Origin of the sequence: Neolewinella persica DSM 23188 (assembly GCF_000373105.1) — a bacterium.
In the GTDB taxonomy this organism is placed as follows: Bacteria; Bacteroidota; Bacteroidia; order Chitinophagales; family Saprospiraceae; genus Neolewinella; species Neolewinella persica.
In genome coordinates this window covers 1-23,066 of record NZ_KB890430.1, presented here as the reverse complement: position 1 = coordinate 23,066, position 23,066 = coordinate 1, and the positions used below count along the sequence as shown (strand labels likewise).

Here is a 23,066-nt window from a genome sequence, read left to right as displayed (position 1 = left end):
TGTAAGTTGGGAGAAATTATTGTTACGTGAAATACCAAACAGGAGCCATCTACCACATTTACAATCGAGGGATTAACCGGCAACCTATCTTCTTTGAAGAAAGGAACTACGCATACTTTCTTCGGAAAATGAGAACACACCTCAAACCTCACGCTCATATTCTCGCCTATTGTTTAATGCCTAATCATTTCCATTGGTTAGTCAGCCCAACGCTTTTGGGAGAGGAGATAAGTGGTAAGAAAATTCCTGTTTTCGGAAATAGTATTGCTCTGGAAATGAGAGGCGTCCAAAATCTGAGCACTTCAATAGGAACTTTACTGAGTAGTTATACTCAAGGAGTTAATAAAGCTCAAAGCAGAACGGGCTCTCTCTTTCAGCAGAATACACCCAATGTAGAATGTTACCGGTATGAAGGAAGCCTTTGGTCTCCAACAGAACAACCCACCTCACATGCGCACCCGGTGAACTGCTTTCATTACCTACACCTCAATCCGGTAAAGGGAGGCTTAGTCAATTCTCCGGATGAATGGCCTTACTCAAGTTCTCTAGACTATAATGGTTTAAGAAACGATGACCTTTGTAGTTACAGTGTTGCTGATTCGATGTTGAATATTAAGCGGACACCTTTCCGCTTGTAGCGGGTTCCCCGTCGGGCGGCTACGTGTCAACGCCGGAGGCGTTGTAAAGTGGGCCGTCGGGCGGGTCGGCTTGCGATCAGTCGTCCGACCGCTATACTTCGTGGCCGGTTGGTGCACCGCCTCCGAGCCGTCCGACCGCCTGCGCCCCGGCTCCGCCGGTGCTCCGAGCGGCCCGACGGCCTCCGGCCTCGATAACCCGACAACCTGAAAACCCGAAATCTCCTATCTTCCCCCAATGAACCGACCACTGCTGCTCCTGCTCTGCTCCTTAACCTTCCTCTGCACCTGCGACCGCGCCCAGGAAAAGGCCGTAACCTTCGCTAAAGAGAACGGCCCGCCCAATATCCTGTGGCTCACCTGTGAAGATATCAGCCCTTTGCTGCCAATGTTTGGCGACAGCACCGCCCAAACACCTAACCTCAATCGACTGGCTGCCCGTGGCGTGCGCTTTCCCAATACTTTCTCCGTAGCGGGGGTCTGTGCGCCAAGTCGGAACTGCATCACGATGGGGATGTACCCGATCAGTATTGGCGGACATAATATGCGAACCCAGGGTGGCATTGACCGCTTGCAGGCCATTGGGCTTCCTGGCGCTTACGGCGCCCTGCCTCCGCCAGAGGCTAAAATGATGTCGCAGGTCTTACGGGAGAACGGCTATTTTACTTCTAACAACCAGAAAGAGGATTACCAATTCTTTGCCCCGAAAACGGGCTGGACGGATAAAGGCTCCCAGGCACATTGGCGACACCGTCAGGACCCGGAGCAGCCCTTTTTTAGCATTTTCAACATGGAAATCACGCACGAGAGCCAGATCTGGATGACCCGAAAAAGCAATTTGCGGTTTAAGGCAGGGTTCGAAAAAGCGTCCACCGAAAAAGCGGGGTGGCAAGGAATACTGGAGGGGGATGATCGTCCGCAGCTGACCGTAGCCCCCGATAACGTTCCGCTGCCTCCATACCTGGTCGATGACCAGGCTACCCGGACCGACGCCGCAAGAGTGTACTCTAACATTGAGATCATGGACCAGCAGGTGGGTTTTCTGCTCGACCAACTGGAGGAAGACGGACTGCTGGATAACACGATCATCTTCTTCTACAGTGATCACGGCGGGCCGCTGCCCCGCCAGAAACGACTGCTCTACGACAGCGGCCTGCGGGTGCCAATGATCGTAGCCTGGCCAGACGGTCGGCGTGCCGGAGCAATTGATTCGACGCTTTTCAGCTTCGTTGATCTGGCACCAACGGTATTCAGCCTGACGGGCATTGAGATTCCGGAATACTGTCAGGGACAGGCCATCCTCGGGGATCAGGCTGCTCCGCCCCGCGACTATGTTTTCGCTGCTTCTGATCGCCTTGATGGTTTCTATGACCGCATCCGCGCTGCCCGTGATAACCGCTATAAATACCTCCGGAATTATTACCCGGAGCGGGGGTACTATCTACCCGTCGTTTACCGGGAACAAATGAACGCTATGCAATCACTCCTGGACGGGCGTGATGACGGCTCGCTGACCGATGTGCAGGCGCAATGGTTTCGTAAGTCCAAACCCGGAGAGGAACTCTTTGATACCCAGGCTGACCCCCATGAACTCAACAACCTGGCGGGTAACCCCGCCTTTGCCGGTAAACTATCTGAGTTGCGTCTGGCCATGGACAATTGGTTAGCGGAAGTCGGGGACCTGGGCGCAACGAACGAAGTGGATCTGGTGCAGCAATTTTGGAACGGAGCCGATGAATTACCGGTGACCGGCCGACCACAATTGCGCCGGGACAGCATCGGCAGGTTCGTTCTGGAGAGTAAAACACCGGGGGCTCAAATTGCCTACCAACTCACCAAGCCAGGCGAAAAACCTGGTCCGTGGGAAGTCTACGTTGAACCATTAATATATACACGGGGAGATACCCTAAGGGCAGTTGCTCAACGTATCGGCTATGCTGAAAGCGGTGAAAGCCTGGGCTGGTAAGTGGTTTTTAGAACAATCGTTCGGGATAGATTATCAGTTGGATAAAGTTGAACTCCAAAGCCCCGAAGGAGATCTGTTGATCGTCGGCCAAATCGAGGTGAAGCTTTGGGTACCAACGTAGGTTGGTCCGTAAAGTAAAGACCTGTAAACGGTTGGGGCGAATGTCCCAGCCAAAGGTCAGACCCGCGGCCCACTTGTTTTGCGTGTTTTGCTGCGTTACCTCCCCTTCAAATGTTTCCGTAAACTCAAGGTGTTCACGACTAAGAATGGGACCTGCAAAAGGGACGAATCCATGAAAATCTCCAAAAGCTTTGGTTACTTCAAAGCCGATAGACCGGCGATTTAGTGCTTGTTCCGTTCCGTAGGCCTTGGCAGAAGTTACCATGCTGCGATGGTTGATCGCAAGGTTAAGATCAGGGTGGTGTAGATAGTAACCGGCGGTAAGGTCCGGCATCACGGTAGTGGAAAACTTGTTAATGTAGGGTCTTTCCTGTTCGTTGTAGGAAGACTTACCGTTCCACCAGGCAGAGGAGGGGGCGATGCCCAGGAAGAAATTATTGAGTTGGCCCTTTGCCGCTAGCTTCTCCGTTGTTTTGTCGAAGTTCCCGTTTTCCCAATCCTCTTCACCACTCACGGTAGTGTCTAAAAAGTAGCGGTAAGACAGGGAAAGAAAAACAGGTGGGAGGGTTATTTCTGCGATGTCGGTACGTGAAATTGGATAGTCTTGCTGGTTGGCATAATTCCAGGTTAACCCTAATTCAAGTAAATGGCTTTTGTGGTTAAAAGTCAGGCCGGTTTTGAGGGGAATGGTGTTGTATTCCTGTTCGGGCCCCTGGCCGAAAGGAATGTCTTCGTCTTTTTGCTCATAGACCAGTGGAGCGATAGAAAAACCGATGTACGGTCGGATCTTACCCTGCTCAATGCGCCAGGGGTAGTATTTAAAAGCAGTCTCCACTCCGGTATAAATGGTAATGTCTTTTCCGCCATTCTGAAACCCGGAGGTTATCAGAGGAAAAGCGACCTGAAAGTCAGCGTGCCCCCAGAAGTGTGTCCCCCCCAGGATCAGGCGAGGTGCGCCGGTAGTACCAAGGGATACGGGGTGCGGGCCTGAAGGGCCCGTGAAAACGGCATTTCCACCGATACTGGAATGGACATCCGCGCCGAAATTCAGCTGTGCGAACCGGTACCGGGATTGCTTTTCAACGTAGAGTTGTGCTGATAAGGTTCCAAAAGTAGATGTGATTAGCAGTAGCGTAATGATGGCTTTGGAGGTGGCGTTTTTTTTCTTTTTTTTCAGCTTCCATTTGTAATACCGGATGAAGGTAACTCCCAGAATTGTTGGGGTAACCCAGGCAATGATTTCTAGGTTTCCACCGAATAGGTTCCCGAAAATATTGCGACCGCCGAAGGCGAAGAAGGCGGTAAACGCGGCAATGGCCGTTACCAGCATACCACTGAGGTGCTCGACGAGCCAATCATATTCCTTTTGTTTGCCGCGATATTTGTCGACCAGGCCAGAAATGGTTATTGCCATTCCCAGAATGCCAAAAATGAGCAGTAGCGTATGTCCGCCCGGCCCCCACCAACCAAGTCCTGCTCCAGCGAGATATATCCCGCCGATAGCAAGGGTGGTTTCAAGCGCCAGTTGGATTCTTTTCATTTTTGCGGATGGTTCCCGCTTATTACGGAGTACGGCGATGCCGTAGAACAGCGGACCGCTGGTCAGGAGAGCGAGGAAACCCAGGAAAAGGGCCTGGACGAAATGCCCCTGGTATAAACGTGCAGCACAGAGCAACAACGCAGAGACCACTACCGTCCACATGCCGAACACGTACCAGCGGCCGACGGTGTTATGCAGCTTACTTCCCTTTTTAGCAAAGGCGGGGATGAAAAACAGGGCGAGGCTGGTGAATCCGGCCACAATGTGGGTGGTGAGTACTATTTGAAATACGGTGTCCATGTCAATTTCGTTTGCTCAAATATGAGTGCAGAACCCTAGTAAAAACAAGGGGTGGGGACGAATGACAATGCTTGCGGGCTGGTTGGCAAGGGTGGGGGACGGACGGCAAAGCAAGGGAGGAAAGGGGTTGGGGAAGAAAGGAAGAACGTCAGGGTTGTTTCAGCTAAGAACACCCTTTTTCTTTGCTCCTTTTGCCCTTTACCTGGCACCTGCCCCGGTAGCTATCGGGGCGTCCTGAAAACTTATAGCAGCATCTCTCTTAAAACTGTCACGTAAGCTCTGGAGACCGGAACTTCTTCCTCTGCACCCACCAAATCGAGCCGGAGCCCCTGGGCATTGCCCCTGGCGCTTCGGATGTGGTCGGGGTTGACGAGGTAGGAACGATGACACCGGAGAATCCCCCGATCAGCCAGTTGTTCCTCCAGCCCGGATAGTGTAGCCCGGATGATTTCTTCCCGGGAAGCACCCTGATCCAGAAAAATACAACGCACGTAATTCTGGCGTGATTCGCAAAAGAGTATGGTGCTGGGATCTACCGAAAAGCCACCATCACCAAGTGTTACGAGCCGGTGATCGGGATTTGCGTGGCCAGACCGGGCGGTGGCCAATTGTAACTGGCCTGCCGTTCGTTGATGGTCCCGTTCGGCGCGTATTTGCACCGCCATTCCGCTGAAGGCAATTGGAAAGAGGCCAATAAGCACGGTAGGTAAGGTGATGTAGGCCAGGACAATGGGGGAGAAAGCCGACCAGTTGACGGTGAAGTTGTAAAACATGAAATTTCCGACGGAGATACAGGCGAGCAGGAGGCCGGAATCCAGAATCCATTTACCTAATGTCCAGCTGTCTCCGCTTTTCTTCCACCCAAAAATACGGGTAGTAACGAAAGCATAGAGGGAGGCTACAATGAAGGTAACTACGGCGTACCCCAGGCAGGTCAGGAAAACATTACCAGGGACGTGCATGCCCAGCGGCCGCAGAAAAAACAAGGCGCAGAATACGAACAGTGAGACCCACAGCATACCTACTATGGTATCCGGGCCAAACTCCCGATCGGGAAAGGGACGACGAAAGGGGTTGTTACTTAGCTTCACTTACCAAAGATGCTGGAATTTGCTTTTTCGTCGGTCATCAGGGAATAAACTTCCTGACCGCGTTTATAAAAGTCTTCAATTTGTGCACTGGGAATGAGCATGCCCTTACGGTAGAAGAGGAGGTAAAAGCCGAGGCCTTCCATTGACCAACCCTTGTTCAAGGTGAAATAATTCAGGACCTCATCATTAAAATGGTGGCGGATGTATTCTTCATCTCCTCCGGTCAACCGATACTGGCCTGAGAACTTGGGGAAACGGACAAAATCAATATCCGTGAATCCCAATAGTTCTCCTAATTTGTGGGTAATGGTTTCTGGCTTCATCCACATTTCTGGCAAACCCAACTTGCCGCTTTGCAGGAAGAAGACTGTTTGGTAAGTCCTGTTCTCTGATCCGCTGCCGCCGCCCCACCGCTGATAGCTGTAATCGAAGATGGCAATATCAAATTCCATCAGTCCGTCCTGACGCCGAAGAATACGTTCTACCTTTTTATCGCGGCCTTCCTGAAACAGTTTGAAGTCCTGGAGCTGTGAAACCAAACCGAAGTCATCCTCTTCGTGAAAGGTAAATTCAAGTTTTCGGGCAAGTGCTGCCAGGTTTCTTTGGCGGTAGGGGTGAACCATGGTAGTCGAGTTGTCAGGTTGTCTGTTTTAGAACGATGTAGGTCTGAAACAGGATGCTCAATTTGAGCACAAGGTAAACGTTTATGGGCTAGTTCTTTTGGGGTTCTGCTAAAAACAGGAAAGCCCCGGATTGCAGGGCAAACCGAGGCTTTCTTATTTTTGAACTGGTAAGGCTTACTTACCGCCACCGTTGTTGAACAGGCCCTGGCCTTGCTCAGGTGTTGCGGCAGGCTCAGCTGGCTTTGGCTCGACGAGACCTTTGATGGTCAGTACGATGGGCTCTTCGCCAGCGTTGGTGGTCAGGGTTACACGCTTACGGAACTGACCGAGACGGTGAGTGTCATAGCGAACCTTGATCTCACTGGTCAGACCAGGAGCAACAGGTGCTTTGCTGTAGCTGGGAACCGTACAGCCACAAGAGCCACGGGCATTGGTGATCAGCAGTGGTTCGTTACCAGCATTCTTGAATTTGAAAATACGGAATGGGTCAGAATCCTGCTCGATGGTACCGAAGTCAATTTCTAAAGCTTCGAATACCATAACTGCACCGTCGGCGGGCGCGGGGGTGGTTGCTTCAGTGGTTACGGCATTTGCAGGAGCAGTTTCAGTCTGTGCCTGAACGGCTGCAGAAAAACCGCAGGCCAACACGAGGAGGAGGAGAAGTTGTTTCATGTGGATATTAAATTTTCTTGAGTTACAAATATAGGCACAAATCCGACGTAGCCGGTTTAATGAGCTGTTAATGGATGGTTCAACCTTATGGCTTCACTCGCTTTAACGGATTTGTGACGCAAAAGGTGGGAAAAGGACACGGATTTCTTGTTAAGGGTTTCTAAAAGTTGCGGGATTCGCTTTGCTCATGTTGCGGGGGTTGCAGGGGGTCGCTTCGCTCCTGTTGCAGGGGTTGCAGGGTCGCTTCGCTCCTGTTGCAGGGGTTGCAGGGTCGCTTTGCTCCTGTTGCAGGGGTTGCAGGGGGTCGCTTCGCTCCTGTTGCAGGGGTTGCAGGGTCGCTTTGCTCCTGTTGCAGGGGTTGCAGGGTCGCTTCGCTCTTGTTGCAGGGGTTGCAGGGGTTGCAGGGGGTCGCTTCGCTCCTGTTGCAGGGGTTGCAGGGGCGCGCTTTGCTCCTGTTGCAGGGGTTGCAGGGTCGCTTTGCTCCTGTTGCAGGGGTTGCAGGGTCGCTTTGCTCCTGTTGCAGGGGTTGCAGGGTCGCTTCGCTATAGTGACGGCTGCAACAACTGCAACCCCTGTAACAGGGAGCGCAGCGACCCTGCCACACGAGCGCAGCGAGTTTTTTTCTGAAACTTTTCGCTTCCGCTTTGACATTTACAGTTACGTGTATATCTTTGCGTCCGCTTAAGGAATTAAGCTTGCTCTATCTGGGGGATTAGCTCAGTTGGCTAGAGCGCTTGCATGGCATGCAAGAGGTCACCAGTTCGACTCTGGTATTCTCCACTCCCAGAAAAGCCCGTCCGACATTGTCGGATGGGCTTTTTGCATTCTGTACTTCATCAGTGTACTCAAGCGTAAAGGTCTGGGATGCAGTTTACTTGAGATGAGTTCTCAGCGCCACGTAATTTCCCAAACTACTCGTGAGGAGTATATTGCTCCACGACCGCCTTCTTTCCCGCTTTTCGCGCCAGCTTCTTAGCCTCTCTCGCCGCCTCCTTTTCCGCCTTTTCCAGTTCTTTTTCACTCATCTGATAGCCAACAATGTGGAGGTCACTGAGTTCCTTGAGCACGATGGCACCCGCAACGGAGGTGACGAGTGGGCCAAGAATAGTACCAAAAACGGGAACCTCCATCATAATCAGCAAGGGAAGGCCCAGCCCGGCACAGATGCCGAGGTAGTTCCTGTAGAGGTTGCGCCGGCTTTGATCGATGGTCAGTCCGAATTGTTCGTTGTAGTTGTCGGCAATGACGTAGCCGAGGAACATGGCCCTGATGGCGACGGAGATGACCCAATAGAGCGTACCTCCGGTCAGCATATCGAAAAAACCAAGGAGGAAGGATTCTATGAAGAACGCAATAAAGGATACTTTTATCATCCGAATCTGAGCGTGCAGAAAGGGCTTGAAGGTATGCGCATTTTCGACATCCTTTTTCAGTATGATCTTCAGGGTTTGTCGCATGAAGTGATAGATGACCACCTCAAGGAGGATCAGGGTAATCCAGTTGAACACCCCGCTGCCCATTGACTCCCTGGCCTCTTGCATAAATTGGAGCAGCAGGCTTTCGCCGCCGATCATCATGGCCGACAAAGGCGCGTCGGCATGAGTATCAAACCAATTCATCGCTTCGATAACCATATATAAGGCCAGCAATACACCGATGATGACCAGCCCCCGTGCTACCCATCCGTACTGGCGAAGCCCTTCCCAGAGCCGGTGGTTACGCATGAACCGCCACGCCCGTGGGAAAGCGAGCAGGGTGTAGAAGAATTCGTGGATGCCTTGGAGAATGAGGTGCAAAGGAGGAGTCAGTTAGTCAAGGAGTCAGATAGTCAAGTATGCTTAAATGATGCATTTTGACTTTATATATTGGCCTTGGCCACCAAAGGTGATTACGCGTTCGCGGAGCGAACGTGGCTCTTATGAAGGTAAACCAGTAGGGGCGACCCTTGCGGTTGCCCTACTGGCAAAAGTATTTTACCTCTGGTACCCGAGGATAGTAAAACCATCGACCCCAAAAATATACAAAACTGCCCGTAGAACAAGAGAATTACGACGGATCGTCGTTTGTTGGAGACGATTGACCGATTCGGGCCGAGATTCGTCGGTAATCTTCCGGTGTATCAATGTCTTCGGGTGGCTCTTTATAACGGACGACCTTTACGGCATCACCTTCTTTTGCAATCAACTGACGTGCGCCCCGGCTTCCTTCTCCGGAAAGCAGGTCGTCGGTAAATCTGGCGGGGAAGATGGCGGGGACGCCCAGGCGTTCGGGGTACCAGGTGGCTACTACGGATTCGGGATGATCCATAAACGTATAGAAATGGCGACGTAAGGATGCTTTGCCCAACAATGGCTGATCAGCAACCGTAACGAGGAAGCCGTCAGGCTTGTAAGCAGCCGCTGCTTTTACACCGGCGGCGATACTGCCCGCCATGCCTGCTTGCCATTCTGCATTATAAGTGAAAATCAGGTGATCAATATCCGCCAAATGCTCCCGGATCTCTTGGTCGTAAGCGCCGGTTACCACTACGGTAATGCCAAATCCCTTTACAGCGGCAACTGCCCTCCGCAACATGGACGAACCTAAAATGGGTAAAAACAGCTTGGGTTCCCCCATTCGCCGGGATTCACCTGCGGCGAGTACGATGCTGGCTAGGGGTGGGGCGTACATGGTCTATCGTTCAACTACAATTTCGATGATCTTAGTATCGGGCTCAATGGTAGAGGGATCAATCTCATAGCTCCAATTTCCGGCATCGAGTCTATAGGAGATCCCATCAGAAATGGCGTAGGTCTGTCCTTCTATTTCTGATCCGTGGACTTCCAGCGCACCCAATTTTTCCACTAACTCGGAATAACTTATGCCTACCCGGATGCCTTCTTCTGTCACCACTTTTGGGGAGGTAATGTAGATGTTCCCAATCGTACCCCCGTCTCGGGGATCGGCCATGACGTAGCCTAGTTCATCGCCTTCGGCGCTGTCGATGTAGTGAACGTCGAAGTCGCCATCGCCGGTTTGCAGCACCCCGGAACGGAGCCCGTCGACAAATTCCGCTAGTGATCCACCCGGGGTAAGGCCCAGGAAATACCCATTGCTGATGAGGTAGGGATCATCGTCGTCTACGTCGTAAATAGCGGTATTTCCGTCGTTGGGGTCGGGGGTGTCAGCAGCGGGCGTTTCAATACCCTCAGTATCGGCGATGGTCTTATTGTTGCCGCAACTCATCAGGACGACCAGAAATAGAAAGGCGAAAATGGATTTCATATGGGTTGGTTTGTTGCCAGCTATAAGGACTTCTCAGGCTAAATGTTCGATGCTTTGGGCGCGGCCGCAGGTGCAAGGGAAGGTGGGAAAGGCAAAAAGAAGGCAGTCCCTCTTTTTCCTTACTCCTTTTAACTCTCTGTCGCACCTGCGGCCCCGCCCACCTTAATATTCAGTGGTTAGGGTTCAGCAGTCAGGCTAAGGATTCAGTCCTTAGGTTTCAGGGAAAGATTACAATGCCAGTGTCTGATTACTGCACCCTGTTCACTGAATCCTGTAACCTGAATACTGCGCACTAAAGTCCCGCTAAAGTCTCAAACAACTCCCCTGTATCGATCAGTGCACCCTCTTCCATGATCAGGAAGATGTCCTGGTCGCGGCCAATGGGAAGGTAGGCACGATCCGCTTTATAGATCTTTGGTGTTACGTTCTCCGCCTTAATCCGTTCAAACATCTCCTTCGGGGGAAGGTCAGTTTTTGTAAAATCTATCGACGTTTCTCCGTCGAGCAGTATGCCCCGCATTTCAATTTTATCCGGTCCGGTCTTGTACGTTCGCAAGTCATGGGGCCTCCGATGCACCAGGTAAGCGACCTTTTCAATCACTCCGGCAAAGACTATTTGGGAAAACTGCAAAATGAAGCCATCGGCCTGAGAGGGCTGTTTTTCCTTCATTTTTTGCCAGCTACCGGCGTCAATACCGTTGATACTCAGGAATTTGACGAATTGTCCGGTTACTTCTTCAAGCTCGTCGCGGCGTAAGCGACGGAATTTCGTTTCTTTCATGTTTTTCCAAACATCCCGCCGCTGTTGTAGTTTTGTCTTCAGGCGTGAAAACGTCAACTACGTTTTATACCCCCTTGCAGTATGTATGACATTCCAGATTTCGGCAGCGGTGCCGTTTGGCTCTCTCTCCTTACCCTGACGTTCCTCGAGATCATCCTTGGTATCGACAACATCATCTTCATCTCCATTGCTTCGAATAAGCTAAAATCGGAGCAAGACCGTAAGAAAGCCACCAACATTGGCCTTGTCCTGGCCATGGTCTTACGTATCGTACTTCTTTTCGGCGTGTCCATTCTGGTGGCCATGAACGATCCCTGGTTTAATTTCGATCTCGGTTGGGCAAGTGGCGGCTTTAGCGGTCAAAGCCTTATCCTCATCGCTGGTGGCGTCTTTCTGCTCTATAAATCAACCTCAGAAATTCATCACAAGCTGGAAGGCGACGAACATACCGATGGAGATCCGACTACTGGGAAATCCGTCGGTGCTTCGCTCCGTTCGGTCATCGTCCAGATCACGATCATCAACATTGTGTTTAGTTTCGACTCCATCCTTACGGCCGTGGGGATGACCAATGGTGTGACTGGAGCCCTGATCATTATGATCATTGCGGTTGTGGTCTCCGTTGGCATCATGATGCTCTTTGCCGTTCCCGTTGGCAACTTTGTAAACCGTAACCCAACCATCCAAATGCTGGGCCTCGCTTTCCTGATCCTGATTGGCTTTATGCTCATCGTAGAAGGGGCTCACCTTGCACACTTCAAGTTGTTTGACTCAGAGGTAGGTACGGTTCCCAAAGGCTACTTGTACTTCGCTATCGCATTCTCTCTGGGTGTTGAGTTCCTCAACATGAAGATCCGCCCCGGTAAGCCGGAGAAACAGGTGCACCTGAACACCTTTGCGGAAGAAGCGGCCAAAGAACAGCAGTAGATTTTTGAGGAAGCGCTCGTCGGGCGAACGGTCTTAACCCAATGAGCAAAATTCTAAGTACTCTACTTACGACGAGCGGCTAGACACGAAGGCCGTTTGCACTAACTTCCATCGTCTATTGCAGGATAATCGGAACTTCTATCGCCCGCTGAAACCCTTCGGTTTCACTTGGGTTATCCAGCTTGAAGATCAGCCGGGCTTCGGTGTTTGGTGCAGCGATGAATATAATGTCCGCTTTGAATGGGATCCAACCTGACCCCTTACGACTGTCCAGGGCCGTCGCAGGAGCAGAGGAGAGTAAAGTGCCATTTTCATCCTGAAGCAAAACCGGGAAATCACCCTCAAAGTACCAGGATTGCTTTGCTTTACCCGTCACCCTGTAGGGGGAGCCGATGATTGATCCGGGATAAATTCCATCGATTTGGATCAACTCGTTTAGCGGTCTTTCGTCGTTGCCAGGGTTGTAGTCCGTGATCTGATCTCTGGTGCGAAGTGCGTACTCTGCGCTGACTGTTGAGTCGGTGTTACCAGATTGGCAACTAAATACCATTGACGCAAGGAGAAGGAGTTGGAAAAGGCGCATCTGGGTAAGGATTGATTCCGTTCAGTCAGCAAAAGCGCGTAGGGTGACGGAGATTCTGCGGCCAAGGTACTTTTTCATTTTGGGAATCTCGTGAGTCCACGAGAGATTGGTCGCCCAGGGCATCACCAACACGGAACCATCTGTAAGTAGGGTGTCTCTATATCCGTCGCCTTGCCATGGACGTATCCGGAAAATCCGTTCCTCGCCACGAGAGATGGTAACAATAGGGCTGTCAGGTACGAGCCCCTTGCGTGCGTCCCGGTGAGGGCCCATGTAGTGGCCAGCTGTCCCATCATACCAGTTAAGCAGGAGACCGTTTAATCGGGGATCAACATTTTGCTGGCCCCAGGCCAAAAAAGGTTCCAGGATTTCAGGTATTGGTAAAGCGTTGTTCCGTGAACCCGAGTATTCGTAGGAGTAGCCATATGCCTGTTGCCACCGCGGGGTCTTAACTTCCTTGCCGTGCATCATTAAGGTGTGAAACTCTTCTGGATGTAGTTCCCACAACGTTTCCAGCTTTGTTATAAGCAGGTCGGTGATGGGGAAATTCGTTCGGTAGATTACGTGACCAGCAGCATCAAGTGAGACCGTGGAGAAGAGGGAGGAATTTAGCATGAAGCTAAGTTAACAATAAATGTTTTTATTGTTAAAATAATACACAAAACATAATCATTGGGTTAGTGTGTTCTCAAATAAAACACGCTATATGATCGCTCTAGCCGGCTGGGTCGGCGCCCTTGGCCTACTTTTCGCCTTTGTGGCTTCCTCGCTCGATAAGCTCGACAATCTGGGGACACCCTACCACATCATCAATTTGATCTGCGCCTTGCTCCTGATCGTAAACGCTACGGCTAATGAGGCATATCCGTTCATCCTCATCAACGCCTTTTGGTCACTGATGTCTACCTACGCTATCGGGAAAAACCTGCTGAAAAAAAATGCGGGCTAGAATTACTTCCTGACGAAAAGCCACTTCACGCCTGAATACAGGCCTTTAAAAACGAAGCCCAACGGCCCCAGCTTCGCTTTTCGTTGGAGGTCGACGGAAATGGTGGCGTAGGCTTCCAGCTGGTCCAATCTGTTCATTTTTCCCTTCAGCAGGTCAATGGTTTCGTTTAGCCTTTCCAGCTCACGTTCTACCAGAAGGGTTTCTTCCACGTTTACGGCCTTTGCGAGTAATTCCAGGTATCGCTGGCGGGATTGTTCGGCATTGTCCAGCCGAATCCCATAGTCGCGATAGGCGTCGGTGACGTCTTCTCCCATCAGCCGTTTGTATCGGGTTTTGCCAAGTGCCTGAATCTGGGCGATAATGTTTTCAAATTCGTCAGCGGGTACCCTGATGGTTACACCATTGGAGGAAGATTGGGTCATAAATCCTTCGGCTTTATGGGCCACGGCGATTATTCGTTTGGAGGTGGAGTCGGGCTCTGAAACAATAAGACCGATGTTAGCAGAAAAAATACGTTTTCGGTCTTCTTGCTGGATACGAGTGGCTGGTCTTGCAAATGCGGGGTCACTGTAATCAACGCTGTAGGTTTCGTCTGCATAAGCATCGGCTAAAGTTGCACTCCGGGAGGGGGTACAGCCAGAGAGCAGTTGGATACACAGCAGAAGAGGAAGGAGTAGGTGTTGTGGTTTCATCATGATTAGTAAAATGCCAAAATGGAAGTTTTGGTGGTTGGTTGACCGGATTTTAACTTGTGGGATAGGCCGCTATTTTGCCGGCCAGTCTTTGGCTTAGGTAGGTGCTGACGTGTCCGAGTTGGTCCAGAATAAGCTGAGCTTCTTCCCGGTACGCTGCCTTTTTCGTCGGTGTCCAGTAATGGGGAGGCGGCGATAAATTATTGATTCGGTCACAGAGTTTTACGGCCGCGATTTCGGGTGGCGCGGCAAGGATGCGCTGCAGGCTGTCTTCCATCTGTTCGCGTTTTGAAGGGAGATTTTCGTCTTTGGTCAGGGCCCGAACACCGGTAAGAATCTCTTTGCCGAAGGTGGTCTCCACCTGGTCTGGCGTAAGGTCGGTATCTTCCAGCGTGTCATGAAGCACGGCGCTGCAAAGCAACAGGTCTGCGTCGAATTCCGGGTGGTGATGCAGTGCTTGCTGCGCTTCGATCAATACGGCGCCGATATGGGTCAGATAGGGTAGGGTGAGGCCTTCTATCGGGGTGTTGTACCGTTGGTTTTCGTGGTGGTGGGCCGCCAGGAGCCAGGCTTTTTGGAGGAGGTTGGGCATGGTTGGTGCTGTTGGTCTATTGGTGAAGTAACACCTGTTGGAAATGGGAAGTTTCTTTGGGCGGGACCGCAGGTTAGGGTGTTCAGTCTGATACCTTTTTCGCCCTATGTATTTTCGCTCGGCTGAGTACTTGATTTGGCCCACCAAAAGTCAGGCGAGACCAGCAGTGCTGAAACGGCGTCCTCCCTGCCGGGGGCGTTCTTTTGTCGCAACAAAAGAACCAAAAATGCCGGGCTGTGCCGGTCACCGCCACCACCGAAGATAGCAGCGAAGCTCACGCCGATCTCTGGAAGTCGAAACCGGAATTCCATCGATCGCTACCTGATTTTTCGTAAAAGTTTCAGCCTTATGGATAAGCTAAAACTTTAGGTTTCATGCTTGAAAACCAAGACTTTGTCTCCTCCCACTGAATTTTACTTAACCCACCAGATTAGTTGCTTTGCCTGAAACGCAAATCGTTCCCTGCAACCACCAGCTACGGCCTTGGCCCCGGCCGCAAATGCTGCTCCTGCCGGCCGTTAAGAAATGCAAATTGTATGAGCCATCACCAGGCTCCTACTTTTCCCATGAAAAGTAGGCCGCCGGCAGGCAGGTATGACGGGATGCCACGTAGACGGAGTATTCTCATCGTTTAGAAGCATTGCGAGACTAAAAAACGTAGGGGAGGATTACTATCAGACTGGACACCCTAGGCCGCAAGTGCTATGGAAAGCACTAAAGGGCAGAAAGGTAAAAAGGAAGGTAGTGAGCACTATTCCCTTGCTCTTCTCAACGTATGTCCAGCACCTGCGGCCGCGCCAGAAGACACTACTCTGGCAACAACGAATATCGGCCATCGTCCTCTATGCCGAACGAAGGCGGGACCTGGTTTTTTTCGAAATACGCGTAGATATCCAGAAGCTCTTGCCAGAACGAAAAGTGGGGACTGTCCTTCATCATCTTCTGAAAGGCTGAAGTATGCATCCGTCCGGGAAAAACATGGACCATCACCTGCTGTTGACCCCGCTTTTGGGCCGTTTCCACCAGGTGGTAAACCTCCTCGATCAGCGGGTCGGTGAGCGGAATACAACCTACCGTTACGCAGGCACCATGAATAAAAATATCGGAACCCGGCTGCTGCTGGTCTCCTCTTATCCGATCAGACTTATTTGGGTAATTCAATCCAAGCGACAGGTGGTAACTACTGTTGGGGTTCAGGCGGTCAATGTGGTAAAACCCTTCGGGGACCTGCCGGTCCCCCTCCTGTCGTTTGGGCCCCAAATCTCCACTGGCCCGGCACACGGGGTAGGTCTTCAGCAAAGTGAATGCCGCAGAATGCTCCGTTTTTATCCATACCTCCAGCTCTTGCTCCAGTTTGAACGAGCGGATGAAAACCTCATAATTCATCGTGTCTAAGCCTTGACCTATCATAAGATCTTCCAACTGTTCTGGTGGCGGACGATTGGTTTGGTGACAGGCGGCGAACAACAGGCCCAGTAATAAGGAAAGCGGGAGTCGAATTGCCATAGTTGATGGTTTAGCCCTCCACCTCCACTAATGTGTTGTAAATGATGTTCAGGTTCCTTATCTCGCCAAACGGGATGACGAAGTAAGCGCCCGGGAGGGCATAGTAGCGCTCGTCGAAGTCCTTGACCCGAAAGCTGGGGTAGTCGTCCGGTGGGTCATCACGTTCTGTCTCCACCATAGCGAGATCTTCGGTAAACTCCCGGCGGTAAACGTTGGAGAGGAAAAGGCGATCAATACCCTGGTCCTTATTGAGGGTATAGTTCTCCAGCACCCCCGTGTACAATACGTCCCCTTTGGCAGATTGTACGACCACGTCGACCTGCACGAAGTCGATCCTTTTCCTTTCGGCTTCGGGGAGTACTGCCCCGGAGAAGTATTTATCCCAATCGTTATAGATGCGGAGGATTTTATACCGTTCATCCCAGCCAAAGTAGACCACGATTTTTTGGAGCCAGATGCCGAAGAATCCAGCCACAATGCACAGTATAAGAATGTACAGAACGAAATAAGGGAACCCTTTTTCAATCAGGCTGAAGTCAAGCCCGTCACCATTTCCGGTAAGGAGGAGATAAAGGGTTTTCAGGTCAAGTTTCTTGCCAAGAAAGCCCTGGGCAACACCCTGGCCAGCAAGGTGAAGTAAAAGCGAAGGGGTAAGGATAAATACGACCTCATTTAAAAGGCTCAGGTCAATCGTCTTTCGTAAAGCATCACTGCGGATGTAGAGGTAGCGAAAGATAATGCCCGGAAGTAGCAGGATTGCTACGAGCAAAGCGCCGATGGCCAGATTCATCTGATGGGGTTGTCTGGTGTAGCAGGAAACTCCTGCACGTTAAGCTATGATTCGGTGGAGGGCTTTGGCAAGGTCGCAGGCACTGCTTCACCCAACGAGACTACCCGGTAACGCTTACCGGCAAACTCAAAAACCCGCTCCAGCCAGCTGCGACGGCGCCCGGCAATAGAAGACCTGACCGCCTTTTGGGCAATCTGCTTATTGGTGCGCTGCATTTCGCGGAATCTATCGCTTTGGGGAGCATCCATGGTTTAATCGAGTTTTCGGGTTGTCTTGTTGTCTGACAAGTTAGGGGTTAAAGCCGTAACTGTCAACTAATAACGTTTGAACGTCGGGATTAGTTATTCCTAAAAAGATCGTTGGGCCTAAAAAGTATACCCCAGCGTCAGGTAACCATACCCGGTACGTGCATCTATCCGGGAATTAATGGTGTTGAATTCCTCGCAAGGAGGAATCGAGCCGCAAGTTGCTATAATTGTTCCGTATTGAAGTTCGTACTGCGTTAGTCTATGGCGGTAAGCTAAGCCGAATTGGAGTTGCTCCTCAAGGGCATAAGTTTAGTAGTTATTGGTCAGGTAGTCACCGATCTATGAACTATTGAACTATGCACTAACCTTTTACCGCCTGCGCCAAATCAGCAATAATATCCTCCACCGCCTCAATACCAACCGACAGCCGGATCAGTCCGTCGGAGATACCGTGCGCAGCGCGCACGGCCGGGTCCACTCCCCGGTGGCTCATCGTGGCCGGGTGCAGGACCAGGGTATCGACGTCCCCAAGGGTAGGGGTGAGGGTACAGAATTTGATCCGGTTCATGAAGGACATCCCCGCCTCGGTTCCGCCAGCCAGCTCGAAACTGAGCATGCCGCCCATCTGCGACATCTGCGCCTTGATGGTCGCTTCGTCCGGATGCCCGGGTAGGCCGGGGTAATTGACGTTAGTAACGCTGGGATGCTTCACCAGCCACTCCGCCACCGCCTGCGCATTCTGGCTGTGGCGTTCCATGCGGAGGGCAAGGGTCTTCAGGCCGTTCAGGACCAGCCACGCATCCCAGGGATTGCCACTGCCGCCGTAGAGTCGGTAAACGGGTACTAGCTTTTCATTCAGCAACTCCGGATCTCGGCAAACAATGGCGCCGGCAATTCCGGTGCCGTGCCCGTTGATGAATTTGGTGGTGGAGTGGACCACGATATCTGCGCCGAAGGCCATCGGGCGTTGTACGAAGGGGGTAGCGAAGGTATTATCGGCTACCAGAAGCGCGCCGTTGGCGTGCGCGACTTTGGCGAGGGCGGCCAGATCGGTGACGCGCAGCGTCGGGTTACTTGGCGTCTCGACGTAGATCATCCGGATGCGCCCCTCCCGGTTAAAGGCAGTATTGACGGCCGCCTCATCGCGCAAATCACAGGTGGTCGTCTGGATGCCCCGTTTTTCAAGTTGCTGAAGCAAGCCGGTGGTTCCTCCGTAAAGGTCCGCCTGGGTTAAGACCGTATCTCCGGGTTCACAGAGGCCCAGCATGACGGTGGCGATGGCGGCCATGCCGCTGCTGCAGAAGAGGCCGGCGGCGGGCTGGTCGAGGCCGAAGCCTTCCAGGGCGGCGATCTTCGCTGCTGCCGCATCAATCGTCGGGTTCCCGAACCGACCGTAAACGTGGCCCGGCTGCTCCCCGCTGAATATGGCCATGCCTTCCTCAATGCTGTCGAATACGAAGCTGGAAGCAGCTACCAGGGGGATTTGGTGGGGTGGGTTAAGGTTTTTGAATTCGGGGTCGCGGACGGAGAGGGAGTCTATGGTCATGTTGGTCTGTTGATCTGTTGGTCTGTTGGGGGCGTAAGGTCGGGAGAAAAATGCTTTCTGCCTGGTGAATGGTTGATCAAACGTTTCATAATGGGATGTCGATTGCTCTCACCCTGTTCCTTCAACCTTCCCCTGCACCTGCGGCCGCGCCCACTTATTAGTCTGGTAGGCCCGGCACACGTGCTTGACCGGCTTACCAGACTACTGAACTACCAGATAAACCGCAACGATAGCGAAGGGAATCAACACAAAACCATGCTCTGGAAATACCTACCTTTGCGGCATGTTATCCAAACACCCCGTCGACCACATTGAAACCCAGGAAATCCTTGTCGATCCCGGCCAACAGCCGGTGCGCATCGATAAATTCCTGACCGATAAGCTGCCTAAAGTCAGCCGTAACCGGGTGCAGAACGGCATCAAGGCCGGCACCATTCTGGTGGACGGCCAGGAGGTGAAGGTGAACCATAAGCTCAGCCCCGGCGAAGTGATCACCATCGAGATTCCGCGCTATCGCCCCGAAGGGGAGGATGGCGCGCCGGTTCCGCAAGATATTCCGCTAGACATCCGCTACGAAGACGATGCGGTGCTGATCGTCCACAAACCGCCGGGCATGGTGGTACACCCCGCTAACGGGCACCGGGACGGGACGCTGGTCAACGCGCTGAAGTTTTACCTTAATAAAACGGATCTGCCCACCCTGTCCGGCAACGACGAAAGCCGGGTTGGCCTCGTACACCGCATTGATAAAGATACTTCCGGCCTACTGGTGATCGCCAAGACGGACGAGGCGATGACGCACCTGGCGAAGCAATTTTTTGATCACACCATCGAACGGACTTACCAGGCCGTTTGCTGGGGAGAGCCGGAAGAAATCGCCGGTACCATCGACGCCTACATCGGCCGTGATGCGAAGAACCGCCAGAAATACCGCGTTTATGAGGAGCCGGAAGAAGGGCACAAACACGCCGTCACGCACTATAAAGTGATGGAGGCCCTGTATTACGTTTCGCTGCTCGAACTGAAGTTGGAAACGGGGCGGACGCACCAGATCCGCGTTCACATGAAGCACCTTGGCCATCCGCTGTTCAACGACGCACGCTACGGCGGCGACCGGATCCTGAAGGGGACGGTGTACAGCAAATTCAAGATCTTCGCAGATCGTTGTTTTGACCTCTGCCCGCGGCAGGCACTCCACGCCAAAAGCATTGCCTTCACGCACCCAACGACCGGGGAACGGATGTCGTTCGACAGTGACTTACCCGACGATATGCTGGAGATGATCAACCGCTGGCGGAACTACATCGAGAACCGTAAACAGAGCGATCCACACCCATGACCCCGGCCGAACAAACGATGAAATGGGTGCGGGATTTCGTGATTCGTCACGGCCTTTGCCCCTTTGCTGCGCTGCCCTTTGAACAGGGGAGGGTAGTGGCGATACCGGTGGAAGCAGCAGATGAAGAAGGCGCTTTTTATGCGGCGCTGACGCAGGTGCAAGCCTTGGTGGAGGAGCAAAGTGAGGTAGAAACCATCCTCCTGGTTTTTCCTGAACTGCTGGCGGATTTCGACACCTTTCTCGACTTCGTCTACACCTTCGAAGAAGCCCTGGCCGAAACTGGTGCCGACGAGTTGGTACAGCTTGCGCACTTCCACCCCAATTACCAGTTTGAAGGCGTTGCTGCTGATGACCCGGGGAACCGGACAAATCGTTCGCCGTTTCCGATTTTGCAGCTGCTACGGGTTGATTCTGTTGCTACTGCCGTGGCAGGATATGCGGATGTGGAGGGGATTCCTGAGCGGAATGTTGCTTTGATGCGGGAGGTTTTTAACCACTAAGGCAGTAAGAACACTAAGTACTACACTGAGAGAGGAATGGAACCATTAAGGTCATTTAGGCATTAAGGAGCAGGGGGAATAACCACTAAGACATTAAGGGCAGTAAGTGCTACACTAAGGGAAGTGTGGGAACCATTAAGGTCATTTGGGCATTAAGGAGCAGGGGGAATAACCACTAAGACATTAAGGGCAGTAAGTGCTACACTAAAGGAAGTGTGGGAACCATTAAATGCAATTAGCAATGGTTTGTACGTAGCGAGTTGGCAAATAGAGAAGCGGAAAGAGGGAAGTTATTAACTCGCGCGAAGCAGCAATGGCGTTATCAAGATCGTTTTTGGTTTAAGAATTCTGCTACACTTAATACCCTAAATAACTAGAAATGAAAAACACTGTTATTGCAAACTTCTACCTGGCTGTTTTACTGGTCTGCCAATTATCATGTGTAAAAGAGGAGGCTCCGTTGAATTTATTGGAGGCCGTTCCTATTTGTATTGAAGATAAAATCCGTGAGTTTGATAAGTCCTCCAATGGTAAGGTCTTCCGTTGGACTACACAGGATACGACACTTTATTTATTCGCTGCTGAAGGTTGTTGTGATTTGGGGAGCATCTTGTACACCCCCAATTGCGACTATTTCTGCACACCATTCGGAACGATTACGGGTAATGGGCTTGGCAATTGTCCTGATTTTTCAAATGACCTTTTGGATGTTTTGGTTTGGGAAAGCGAAAATTAGGCACTGCTTACGCAGTCCTCTCCAACCCGTATAAAGGTGAGGCTTATCGGGCCTGTCCAGCTGTTTATTGCGACAGCCCTGCCCACTACTTACTACCCACTATCGAGCGAAGCGAGAATCTAGTACCTTCGCGCCATGACCCTCCAATCCCGCCTCTCCACCCTCCATCAACTAGCGGCTCATCTCAAAGCCGGCGAAGACGAGTTCCTCACCGCGTTGCAGACGCGGACGGAGTTCAACAACCAATGGTTTACCCTCGAAAATCAGCAGGCTTCGTTGAATGCTATCGTTGAGGAGTTCCTCGACGAAGAGAAACTCAATGCCTGGCTGTCGAGGTACAAGATCATCCCGGTTGCGGGAGAAGGTTTTGTGCCGCAGCCCGGCCCGAATGGAGAAGGACAAAAGACCGTTGGCCTGGTGCTGGCGGGGAACATCCCCCTGGTTGGGTTTCACGACATCCTTTGCGTGTACGTGGCCGGGCACAAGGCGATGCTCAAGCTGAGCAGCAAGGACGAATACGTCCTGCCCTACCTGCTGAAGCTGCTGGCCAGGTTTGACGAGGCTGCCGCGGACTACTTCAACATCGTGGAAAAACTGGAGGGCTACGACGCAGTTATTGCCACCGGCTCGAACAACTCCGCCCGTTACTTCGAGACCTATTTTCGTAACGTCCCCCACATCATCCGGAAGAACCGAAACGCCGTCGCCGTGCTCTCCGGCACGGAAACCGAGGAGGAGATGCGGGCCCTGGGTCACGACGTTTTCCAGTACTTCGGTCTGGGCTGCCGCAACGTTTCCAAGCTTTACGTGCCCGAGGGCTACGACCTGGACCCGCTGCTCCACGTCTTCCACGAATGGAAGATGATGCAGAACCACACCAAGTGGAAGAATAATTTCGACTATAACTACGCCCTGACCACCCTGAATAAGGGCAGCTTCCACCTCACCGGCCCGTTGATGGTCATAGAAAACGAAGCCATCACCTCCCGGATCGGTACCCTGCACTTCGAGTATTACACGGACAAGGCGGCCCTGGCGACCGAACTCAACGCCCGTGCCGAAGAGATTCAACTTGTCGTCCACCAGCCCGGTTTTCTGGAGACGTCGTTGCCAACCTTCGCCTTCGGGGCCGCGCAGCGGCCGGGGCTGGCGGATTATGCGGATGGGGTGGATACTTTTGAGTTTTTGTTGGGGGTGTAGGGCTGTTGCTCTGAAAATGAAGTTTCATACCTTCATGAGAGGCTTTGAATCCAAGGTTTTCATAAAAGCTAAGCACTTCAGGTCGCTTTATACCAGTAGGGTTAACGCCCTCTCAACTGGCCTTCATTTATGATTAACGATTGTGGCTGGACCTCTGAGCGAGGCGCAGTAATGTTCCCCGGACCTTGTTCCGCTACTGTACGCTTCCCCTAGGCCGCTACCACTCTAAAGTAGAAATTCTGTTTTGATTTCTCGTGATTTACGGGTGATTTGTATCCAATGCTGCTGTGTGGCCGTACCTGATTGTAAACTACCGACCATTCTTGTATGCGCTCGTTCAGTTCCACTAGAGATTGGAACCAGTTCAGATCAAGGCATTCAACGCGTAAGGTCTTGTTAAGTCGTTCCATTAAACCATTCTGGGAAGGTTTGCCCGGCTGTATGTATTTGAGCTCAATGTCATTGT

25 protein-coding genes and 1 tRNA gene are annotated in these 23,066 nt (G+C 52.0%); 8 read left to right on the top strand and 18 right to left on the bottom strand.

The annotated features are described in order from the left end of the window. Positions 1–873: 873 nt before the first annotated feature. Positions 874–2,601 carry a sulfatase family protein gene (locus B036_RS0112150; RefSeq protein WP_020568996.1) on the top strand — a complete coding sequence of 576 codons (1,728 nt, stop codon included), beginning with the start codon at positions 874–876 and terminating at the stop codon, positions 2,599–2,601. 7 nt (positions 2,602–2,608) lie between these two features. Here the strand turns inward: B036_RS0112150 and B036_RS0112145 are convergent, their stop codons facing one another. The 4 genes from B036_RS0112145 to B036_RS0112125 form a co-directional block, all read right to left on the bottom strand. Then, complete coding sequence (locus B036_RS0112145; RefSeq protein WP_020568995.1) at positions 2,609–4,561, bottom strand: hypothetical protein; 1,953 nt, start codon at positions 4,559–4,561, stop codon at positions 2,609–2,611. A gap of 242 nt (positions 4,562–4,803) precedes the next feature. Further along, a complete protein-coding gene (locus B036_RS0112135) occupies positions 4,804–5,652 on the bottom strand; it encodes a LytR/AlgR family response regulator transcription factor (protein WP_026231921.1) in 849 nt (282 codons plus the stop codon). Further along, positions 5,649–6,275: a hypothetical protein gene (locus B036_RS0112130; RefSeq protein ID WP_020568993.1), complete on the bottom strand. Its 627-nt coding sequence runs from the start codon at positions 6,273–6,275 to the stop codon at positions 5,649–5,651. The genes B036_RS0112135 and B036_RS0112130 overlap by 4 nt, the downstream gene beginning before the upstream one ends. A gap of 174 nt (positions 6,276–6,449) precedes the next feature. Further along, a complete protein-coding gene (locus B036_RS0112125) occupies positions 6,450–6,947 on the bottom strand; it encodes a DUF1573 domain-containing protein (protein WP_020568992.1) in 498 nt (165 codons plus the stop codon). A gap of 706 nt (positions 6,948–7,653) precedes the next feature. On the opposite strand from B036_RS0112125, the gene B036_RS0112120 reads away from it, so the two are divergent. Beyond that, positions 7,654–7,727, top strand: a tRNA-Ala gene (locus B036_RS0112120). 131 nt (positions 7,728–7,858) lie between these two features. On the opposite strand, the gene B036_RS0112115 is transcribed toward B036_RS0112120, so the two are convergent. From B036_RS0112115 to B036_RS0112100, 4 genes are all read right to left on the bottom strand, one after another. After that, the gene (locus B036_RS0112115; protein WP_020568991.1) at positions 7,859–8,743 is read right to left on the bottom strand and encodes a hypothetical protein; all 885 of its coding nucleotides are present in this window, start codon (positions 8,741–8,743) and stop codon (positions 7,859–7,861) included. Between the two features lie 250 nt (positions 8,744–8,993). Next, on the bottom strand, positions 8,994–9,617 hold the full coding sequence (locus tag B036_RS32030; RefSeq protein WP_026231920.1) for a nucleotidyltransferase family protein: 624 nt from the start codon (positions 9,615–9,617) through the stop codon (positions 8,994–8,996). A 3-nt stretch (positions 9,618–9,620) separates the two neighbouring features. Further along, positions 9,621–10,211 carry a hypothetical protein gene (locus B036_RS0112105; RefSeq protein WP_020568989.1) on the bottom strand — a complete coding sequence of 197 codons (591 nt, stop codon included), beginning with the start codon at positions 10,209–10,211 and terminating at the stop codon, positions 9,621–9,623. 292 nt (positions 10,212–10,503) lie between these two features. Then, entirely contained in the window at positions 10,504–10,992 is a 489-nt protein-coding gene (locus tag B036_RS0112100) for a DUF6495 family protein (protein ID WP_020568988.1), read from the bottom strand. An 81-nt stretch (positions 10,993–11,073) separates the two neighbouring features. Between B036_RS0112100 and B036_RS0112095 the strand changes: the two genes are divergently transcribed. Further along, entirely contained in the window at positions 11,074–11,919 is an 846-nt protein-coding gene (locus B036_RS0112095) for a TerC family protein (RefSeq protein ID WP_020568987.1), read from the top strand. A gap of 115 nt (positions 11,920–12,034) precedes the next feature. On the opposite strand, the gene B036_RS0112090 is transcribed toward B036_RS0112095, so the two are convergent. Continuing rightward, positions 12,035–12,502 carry a Gmad2 immunoglobulin-like domain-containing protein gene (locus B036_RS0112090; RefSeq protein ID WP_044102562.1) on the bottom strand — a complete coding sequence of 156 codons (468 nt, stop codon included), beginning with the start codon at positions 12,500–12,502 and terminating at the stop codon, positions 12,035–12,037. Positions 12,503–12,523: 21 nt separating this feature from the next. Continuing rightward, a complete protein-coding gene (locus B036_RS0112085; protein ID WP_020568985.1) occupies positions 12,524–13,117 on the bottom strand; it encodes an alpha-ketoglutarate-dependent dioxygenase AlkB in 594 nt (197 codons plus the stop codon). 91 nt (positions 13,118–13,208) lie between these two features. Between B036_RS0112085 and B036_RS0112080 the strand changes: the two genes are divergently transcribed. Next, positions 13,209–13,451, top strand: a complete 243-nt coding sequence (locus tag B036_RS0112080) for a CBU_0592 family membrane protein (protein ID WP_020568984.1) — start codon at positions 13,209–13,211, stop codon at positions 13,449–13,451. Positions 13,452–13,453: 2 nt separating this feature from the next. Here the strand turns inward: B036_RS0112080 and B036_RS0112075 are convergent, their stop codons facing one another. From B036_RS0112075 to B036_RS0112045, 7 genes are all read right to left on the bottom strand, one after another. Next, the gene (locus tag B036_RS0112075; RefSeq protein WP_020568983.1) at positions 13,454–14,146 is read right to left on the bottom strand and encodes a DUF4349 domain-containing protein; all 693 of its coding nucleotides are present in this window, start codon (positions 14,144–14,146) and stop codon (positions 13,454–13,456) included. A 49-nt stretch (positions 14,147–14,195) separates the two neighbouring features. Beyond that, on the bottom strand, positions 14,196–14,735 hold the full coding sequence (locus B036_RS0112070) for an HD domain-containing protein (RefSeq protein WP_020568982.1): 540 nt from the start codon (positions 14,733–14,735) through the stop codon (positions 14,196–14,198). A 104-nt stretch (positions 14,736–14,839) separates the two neighbouring features. Next, a complete protein-coding gene (locus B036_RS0112065; protein WP_020568981.1) occupies positions 14,840–15,046 on the bottom strand; it encodes a hypothetical protein in 207 nt (68 codons plus the stop codon). 496 nt (positions 15,047–15,542) lie between these two features. Beyond that, positions 15,543–16,241, bottom strand: coding sequence for a L,D-transpeptidase family protein (locus B036_RS29110; RefSeq protein ID WP_157472136.1), 699 nt, complete (start codon positions 16,239–16,241; stop codon positions 15,543–15,545). Positions 16,242–16,251: 10 nt separating this feature from the next. Beyond that, positions 16,252–17,031, bottom strand: coding sequence for a hypothetical protein (locus B036_RS0112055; protein WP_020568979.1), 780 nt, complete (start codon positions 17,029–17,031; stop codon positions 16,252–16,254). Positions 17,032–17,075: 44 nt separating this feature from the next. Beyond that, on the bottom strand, positions 17,076–17,279 hold the full coding sequence (locus tag B036_RS33545) for a hypothetical protein (protein ID WP_020568978.1): 204 nt from the start codon (positions 17,277–17,279) through the stop codon (positions 17,076–17,078). A gap of 361 nt (positions 17,280–17,640) precedes the next feature. Then, the gene (locus B036_RS0112045; RefSeq protein ID WP_020568977.1) at positions 17,641–18,825 is read right to left on the bottom strand and encodes a trans-sulfuration enzyme family protein; all 1,185 of its coding nucleotides are present in this window, start codon (positions 18,823–18,825) and stop codon (positions 17,641–17,643) included. A 283-nt stretch (positions 18,826–19,108) separates the two neighbouring features. Between B036_RS0112045 and B036_RS0112040 the strand changes: the two genes are divergently transcribed. The 4 genes from B036_RS0112040 (at position 19,109) to B036_RS0112025 (ending at position 22,600) form a co-directional block, all read left to right on the top strand. Beyond that, a complete protein-coding gene (locus B036_RS0112040) occupies positions 19,109–20,164 on the top strand; it encodes an RluA family pseudouridine synthase (RefSeq protein ID WP_020568976.1) in 1,056 nt (351 codons plus the stop codon). After that, positions 20,161–20,664 (top strand): DUF1415 family protein, encoded by a 504-nt coding sequence (locus tag B036_RS0112035; protein WP_020568975.1) that lies wholly within the window; start codon positions 20,161–20,163, stop codon positions 20,662–20,664. The genes B036_RS0112040 and B036_RS0112035 overlap by 4 nt, the downstream gene beginning before the upstream one ends. A gap of 379 nt (positions 20,665–21,043) precedes the next feature. Then, on the top strand, positions 21,044–21,400 hold the full coding sequence (locus tag B036_RS32025) for a DUF6970 domain-containing protein (protein ID WP_020568974.1): 357 nt from the start codon (positions 21,044–21,046) through the stop codon (positions 21,398–21,400). A gap of 135 nt (positions 21,401–21,535) precedes the next feature. Then, complete coding sequence (locus B036_RS0112025; RefSeq protein ID WP_020568973.1) at positions 21,536–22,600, top strand: hypothetical protein; 1,065 nt, start codon at positions 21,536–21,538, stop codon at positions 22,598–22,600. 209 nt (positions 22,601–22,809) lie between these two features. On the opposite strand, the gene B036_RS29100 is transcribed toward B036_RS0112025, so the two are convergent. Then, positions 22,810–23,066: integrase core domain-containing protein (locus B036_RS29100; RefSeq protein WP_020568972.1), on the bottom strand; the 257-nt coding region annotated here is incomplete at its 5' end.

What these genes read in the sequence shown, in the direction of transcription:
- B036_RS0112150 (WP_020568996.1), top strand. Translation starts at nt 874, where the DNA reads ATGAACCGACCACTGCTGCTCCTGCTCTGCTCCTTAACCTTCCTCTGC.
- B036_RS0112145 (WP_020568995.1), bottom strand. Translation starts at nt 4,561, where the DNA reads ATGGACACCGTATTTCAAATAGTACTCACCACCCACATTGTGGCCGGA.
- B036_RS0112130 (WP_020568993.1), bottom strand. Translation starts at nt 6,275, where the DNA reads ATGGTTCACCCCTACCGCCAAAGAAACCTGGCAGCACTTGCCCGAAAA.
- B036_RS0112125 (WP_020568992.1), bottom strand. Translation starts at nt 6,947, where the DNA reads ATGAAACAACTTCTCCTCCTCCTCGTGTTGGCCTGCGGTTTTTCTGCA.
- B036_RS32030 (WP_026231920.1), bottom strand. Translation starts at nt 9,617, where the DNA reads ATGTACGCCCCACCCCTAGCCAGCATCGTACTCGCCGCAGGTGAATCC.
- B036_RS0112105 (WP_020568989.1), bottom strand. Translation starts at nt 10,211, where the DNA reads ATGAAATCCATTTTCGCCTTTCTATTTCTGGTCGTCCTGATGAGTTGC.
- B036_RS0112100 (WP_020568988.1), bottom strand. Translation starts at nt 10,992, where the DNA reads ATGAAAGAAACGAAATTCCGTCGCTTACGCCGCGACGAGCTTGAAGAA.
- B036_RS0112095 (WP_020568987.1), top strand. Translation starts at nt 11,074, where the DNA reads ATGTATGACATTCCAGATTTCGGCAGCGGTGCCGTTTGGCTCTCTCTC.
- B036_RS0112090 (WP_044102562.1), bottom strand. Translation starts at nt 12,502, where the DNA reads ATGCGCCTTTTCCAACTCCTTCTCCTTGCGTCAATGGTATTTAGTTGC.
- B036_RS0112085 (WP_020568985.1), bottom strand. Translation starts at nt 13,117, where the DNA reads ATGCTAAATTCCTCCCTCTTCTCCACGGTCTCACTTGATGCTGCTGGT.
- B036_RS0112080 (WP_020568984.1), top strand. Translation starts at nt 13,209, where the DNA reads ATGATCGCTCTAGCCGGCTGGGTCGGCGCCCTTGGCCTACTTTTCGCC.
- B036_RS0112075 (WP_020568983.1), bottom strand. Translation starts at nt 14,146, where the DNA reads ATGATGAAACCACAACACCTACTCCTTCCTCTTCTGCTGTGTATCCAA.
- B036_RS0112070 (WP_020568982.1), bottom strand. Translation starts at nt 14,735, where the DNA reads ATGCCCAACCTCCTCCAAAAAGCCTGGCTCCTGGCGGCCCACCACCAC.
- B036_RS0112065 (WP_020568981.1), bottom strand. Translation starts at nt 15,046, where the DNA reads ATGGAATTCCGGTTTCGACTTCCAGAGATCGGCGTGAGCTTCGCTGCT.
- B036_RS29110 (WP_157472136.1), bottom strand. Translation starts at nt 16,241, where the DNA reads ATGGCAATTCGACTCCCGCTTTCCTTATTACTGGGCCTGTTGTTCGCC.
- B036_RS0112055 (WP_020568979.1), bottom strand. Translation starts at nt 17,031, where the DNA reads ATGAATCTGGCCATCGGCGCTTTGCTCGTAGCAATCCTGCTACTTCCG.
- B036_RS33545 (WP_020568978.1), bottom strand. Translation starts at nt 17,279, where the DNA reads ATGGATGCTCCCCAAAGCGATAGATTCCGCGAAATGCAGCGCACCAAT.
- B036_RS0112045 (WP_020568977.1), bottom strand. Translation starts at nt 18,825, where the DNA reads ATGACCATAGACTCCCTCTCCGTCCGCGACCCCGAATTCAAAAACCTT.
- B036_RS0112040 (WP_020568976.1), top strand. Translation starts at nt 19,109, where the DNA reads ATGTTATCCAAACACCCCGTCGACCACATTGAAACCCAGGAAATCCTT.
- B036_RS0112035 (WP_020568975.1), top strand. Translation starts at nt 20,161, where the DNA reads ATGACCCCGGCCGAACAAACGATGAAATGGGTGCGGGATTTCGTGATT.
- B036_RS32025 (WP_020568974.1), top strand. Translation starts at nt 21,044, where the DNA reads ATGAAAAACACTGTTATTGCAAACTTCTACCTGGCTGTTTTACTGGTC.
- B036_RS0112025 (WP_020568973.1), top strand. Translation starts at nt 21,536, where the DNA reads ATGACCCTCCAATCCCGCCTCTCCACCCTCCATCAACTAGCGGCTCAT.